Source organism: Streptomyces pseudogriseolus, assembly GCA_002154585.1.
Classification (GTDB): Bacteria; Actinomycetota; Actinomycetes; order Streptomycetales; family Streptomycetaceae; genus Streptomyces; species Streptomyces pseudogriseolus.
The window spans coordinates 1-3,535 of the sequence record MUNG01000175.1 but is presented as its reverse complement, the minus strand read 5'-3'; the positions used below and the strand labels follow the sequence as shown (position 1 = coordinate 3,535).

The window sequence follows — 3,535 nt, the reverse complement described above, 5'->3', positions numbered from 1 at the left end:
CTTCCGGGGAGAGGGCGCGCCCCGGGCCGGCGTGCGGCCGCGGGGCGCAGCAGGGGCGGGGGTGTCAGGCGGCTGCGGGGGACAGCGCTGTCGGGATGACGAGAAGCGGCTCGTCGGCGTCCCACACGTCGCAGACGCCGTCCCACTCGTCGCGGGTCATGACGATGCGCCCCGCGGGTGTCGAGGGCTTGCCGAACACCTGGCGCACGGTCCAGCACTCGGCGCAGCCGCACTTGGGGTCCCACGGCGCCGGGTCGGCCCGGTACGGGGTGTTCATCCACCACGTGGACCGGGTCATCGTGCCTTCGGTCATCCAGCCGCAGAACGAGGCGACGACCAGGTCCCCGGCGCGCACGTCGCGCGCGGCCAGGAGTACAGCCGAAGCCTCCGACGTCCCTTCGGGCAGCGGCACATACTCGCGGTTCACCGGGCGGGAGCGCACCAGCAGCGGGCGCCGGACGGGGTCAACGGCGAAGAGGACAGCAGTCACAGCGGGGTTCTCCAGTCGGTGAGCGAAGGGGGCCGGCCCGGGGTCGCGGTGCGCCCCGGCGGGCCGGAGACCGGGGCGCAGCAGCCGGTCAGGCGCCGTGGCGGGCGATGACGTCCTTCACAGGCTGCGTGAGCGCGGTGAACGTCAGGTCGCTGGTGTCCATGTCGCGGGAGAGGACCACCCACGGCGCGCCGATCGGCTTCACCTGGTCGCCGTAGACGCCTACGGCCGGGTCGTCCGCGAACACCTCGGCGGCGGCGGCCGTGCCGATCTCCGTGCCGTCCGCGATCCGCCACGCCGACCCCGTGAAACCGGCGTCCCAGTCCAGCAGCGACGTCACGGTGATGACGGCCTCCGGGTCGTCCAGCGCGGCCGTGAGCGCGTCCAGGACCGCCGCGACCCCCTCCGGCCGGAAGTTCATCGCCCAGTCGTCCAGCGCGCCGGAAACGGACACGCGGGTGCCGTCCCCGCGCACGACGCTGATCCACATGCGGGCGTCGTCCTCGTAGACCGTGTTGAACGCGCCGACGAACAGGGAGCGCGCGGCGAACGGGGCGGGGGCGATGAGGGTGAGCGTGCGGGCCATGAGGGTTCCTTCCAAGGGGCGGTGAGCGGGCCGGCCGCCGGACGCGGCCGTAGGAGAAGGCGAGGGGGGAGGATGCCGGGGCGCGCCGGTGAACGTCGCGCCCCGGGGCCGAGAGGGGGTGTCAGTCGGTGGGGCGGGTCAGCCGGTCGGCGATGAAGTCGGCGGCGGCCGCGAAGTCGTCGGCGTCGCAGGTGAACCCCAGCCGTTCCGGGCGGTTGCCGTCGGCGATGTTCACGGTCCACGTGCCGCGGCGGCCGTTCATCGGCTCGTCCACGAACACGCCCTCCGTGCCGGGCGCCTCCACGTACGCCACCAGGTGCGCGCCGCCCCCGTCGTAGTCGCTGTCCTGGTCGAACGGGATCTCCAGCCAGGTGTTGCCGCAGTCGGTGTCCGTCACGGCGCTGATGCCGTACTCCGCGAGCGCGGCCCGCATACGGACCTCCGGCGCGTCGTCCAGGTGCAGCGTCACCCGGTGCGCCTCCACGCGGCCCATGGCGTACAGGGCGGCCGCGGCCGGGGGGAACAGCAGCGACCGGTCAGCGCCCCGGTACTCCCAGGCGCCCGCCGCGATGAGCCGCTGCGCCTGCGTCTGCGGGGTCTCCTCCCGCCACTCGTCCCACGCCCACAGGTCGCCGATCTCGTACCGGCCGTACGCGTCGGGACGGATCACCTGGCTACCGCCCTCCCCGTCGTAGGCGTCGGTCCACGTGAAGGTGAGCGCGCCGTCGTCGCCCCACGCGGCGGACAGCCCGCAGTCGGCGTCCTCCCGGTGCAGGTCGGCGACGATCTTCTCGGCGGTCTGCCGGGTGAACAGGTGACCGGAGTACGGCGTCCACACGCTACTCAGCGGCAGCGCGACGTACGGGCCCAGCGACGTGCCCTCAACGGTGAAGAGTTGGATGCTCAGGCGCTCCCCCGTCTCGTGGCGGGGAACGGTCACGGTGGCGGTGGTGGAGGTCATCAGAGGCCCCTTCCAAGGGGTGTGGTGTGTGGGCCGGCCGGGCGCACCGGGGCGCGCCCGGCCGGAGGAGAGAGAGCGCGAGGGGGGTGTTACTCGTTGTGGAGCGCGCGCTCCACGAACTCCGCGTCGAGTTCAAACAGGCGGATCTGGAAGGCCTCCGTACCGCGCGGCGCGTCGATCCCGGCGAGGAGCGTCCGCCCGTCCGGCACGTGGTGCACGGTCCCGTCGGTGTCCGTCCACGTGTAGGCGGGCCGCTCGGCGACCATCACGCACACGTCGGGGAACTCGTCCTCCCCCTGGCACTCCGGCGGGACGCTGCCGCACTGGCGGTTGCCCATCGTCTGGCAGTCCCAGCCGGATTCGTCCTCGTCCACGGTCCCGTCGCGGTTGTCGTCCCCCGCAACCGTGACAGTGGGGCGCGGCGCGCTCTCGTCGCTGCGGACCGCGCCGATGGACGCGAGCAGCGCGAGAACGGTCAGGGCCACGATTCCGGTGAGAGCGGCGAACGCTTCGATGCGCTGCCGGAGGCGGATGCGCGCGGTGCGGGTCATCGGGCGACCTCCGTCCCGGCGGGCAGGCGCAGACCGTTCGCGGCGGCCGCGAGCAGCGCGCTACTGGCCTCCGCGTACGCGGCGTGCGGGTCGGCGAACTCCGACTCCCCGTCGGGGAGCGCCATGGCGGCCGCGGCCTCACTCATCACGCGCACCGCGTGCTTCGGGTCCGTGACGTAGGCCAGGCGGCCGGCGGGGGTCACGCACCACGCCTCACCGGTCTCCAGGACCAAGTCCCGTTCGGTGATGACGTGGCCGTCGGCGCAGGCGAAATCACCGTCCGACGTGAGGAACCGCGGGAGACGCCCGCAGGCGCCGCACATGATGGCGACGGCCTGGACCGTCGGGATGTCCAACGAGATGACCATGGGTCCCTCTCTGGTGGGTTGGGAGCGGTGGGGGCGTCCGGCTCGCTCGTGCCGGTCGGCCCCGCTGACCACAACGCTATACGACAAAGAAGCAAAGTGACAACCACATCAAAGGAACTCGCACAGGGAGCGGTCGCTACCCCCGTGAGTCGCTGCCAGCTCGGCACGGCGAGTTTCAACGAGCTGGTGGCGCACACGCTTTGATGTGGTGTACGTTTTCACTCGTTGGACGGCACGAGCGAGCCGGACAACACCCGCTCCCATTCCCACCAGCCAGAACGGACCAGCCATGGCCATCACCCTGGACAAGCCCAACGCCTACATCGCCATCATCAACGGCGCCGACACCGACGTCATCGCGGTCGAGCCCATGCCCGCCACCGACGCCGAGATCGAGGCCATCCACATCGACGCGATGGTCGCCTGCCTCGGCATCCGCCCGGTGACCGCGCCCAACGCCGAGGCCGCCGCGACCGCCGTCCGCGCCGAACTCCTCGCCGAGGCGACCGGCCTCCCCCTGGTCTGACGCCCCACCCCGGGGGCGCGCCACGACGGTGCGCCCCCGGGCCGGCCCTGAGC

Annotated in this window: 6 protein-coding genes; 1 reads left to right on the top strand and 5 read right to left on the bottom strand. The window is 72.6% G+C overall.

What is annotated here, in order from left to right:
- Positions 1 to 64: 64 nt before the first annotated feature.
- From CCN29_RS17150 to CCN29_RS17130, 5 genes are all read right to left on the bottom strand, one after another.
- Positions 65 to 490, bottom strand: coding sequence for a hypothetical protein (locus CCN29_RS17150; RefSeq protein ID WP_086682925.1), 426 nt, complete (start codon positions 488 to 490; stop codon positions 65 to 67).
- 88 nt (positions 491 to 578) lie between these two features.
- On the bottom strand, positions 579 to 1,076 hold the full coding sequence (locus tag CCN29_RS17145) for a hypothetical protein (RefSeq protein WP_086682922.1): 498 nt from the start codon (positions 1,074 to 1,076) through the stop codon (positions 579 to 581).
- 121 nt (positions 1,077 to 1,197) lie between these two features.
- Positions 1,198 to 2,037 carry a radical SAM family protein gene (locus CCN29_RS17140; RefSeq protein WP_086682920.1) on the bottom strand — a complete coding sequence of 280 codons (840 nt, stop codon included), beginning with the start codon at positions 2,035 to 2,037 and terminating at the stop codon, positions 1,198 to 1,200.
- A gap of 89 nt (positions 2,038 to 2,126) precedes the next feature.
- Positions 2,127 to 2,588, bottom strand: a complete 462-nt coding sequence (locus CCN29_RS17135; RefSeq protein WP_086682917.1) for a hypothetical protein — start codon at positions 2,586 to 2,588, stop codon at positions 2,127 to 2,129.
- On the bottom strand, positions 2,585 to 2,956 hold the full coding sequence (locus CCN29_RS17130; RefSeq protein ID WP_086682914.1) for a hypothetical protein: 372 nt from the start codon (positions 2,954 to 2,956) through the stop codon (positions 2,585 to 2,587). The genes CCN29_RS17135 and CCN29_RS17130 overlap by 4 nt, the downstream gene beginning before the upstream one ends.
- A 289-nt stretch (positions 2,957 to 3,245) precedes the next feature.
- On the opposite strand from CCN29_RS17130, the gene CCN29_RS17125 reads away from it, so the two are divergent.
- Positions 3,246 to 3,482 (top strand): hypothetical protein, encoded by a 237-nt coding sequence (locus CCN29_RS17125; protein WP_086682911.1) that lies wholly within the window; start codon positions 3,246 to 3,248, stop codon positions 3,480 to 3,482.
- Positions 3,483 to 3,535 lie beyond the last annotated feature (53 nt).

Excerpts from the sequence above, each read along its gene's own strand:
- CCN29_RS17145 (WP_086682922.1), bottom strand. The coding sequence starts at position 1,076 with ATGGCCCGCACGCTCACCCTCATCGCCCCCGCCCCGTTCGCCGCGCGC.
- CCN29_RS17130 (WP_086682914.1), bottom strand. The coding sequence starts at position 2,956 with ATGGTCATCTCGTTGGACATCCCGACGGTCCAGGCCGTCGCCATCATG.
- CCN29_RS17125 (WP_086682911.1), top strand. The coding sequence starts at position 3,246 with ATGGCCATCACCCTGGACAAGCCCAACGCCTACATCGCCATCATCAAC.
- CCN29_RS17135 (WP_086682917.1), bottom strand. The coding sequence starts at position 2,588 with ATGACCCGCACCGCGCGCATCCGCCTCCGGCAGCGCATCGAAGCGTTC.
- CCN29_RS17140 (WP_086682920.1), bottom strand. The coding sequence starts at position 2,037 with ATGACCTCCACCACCGCCACCGTGACCGTTCCCCGCCACGAGACGGGG.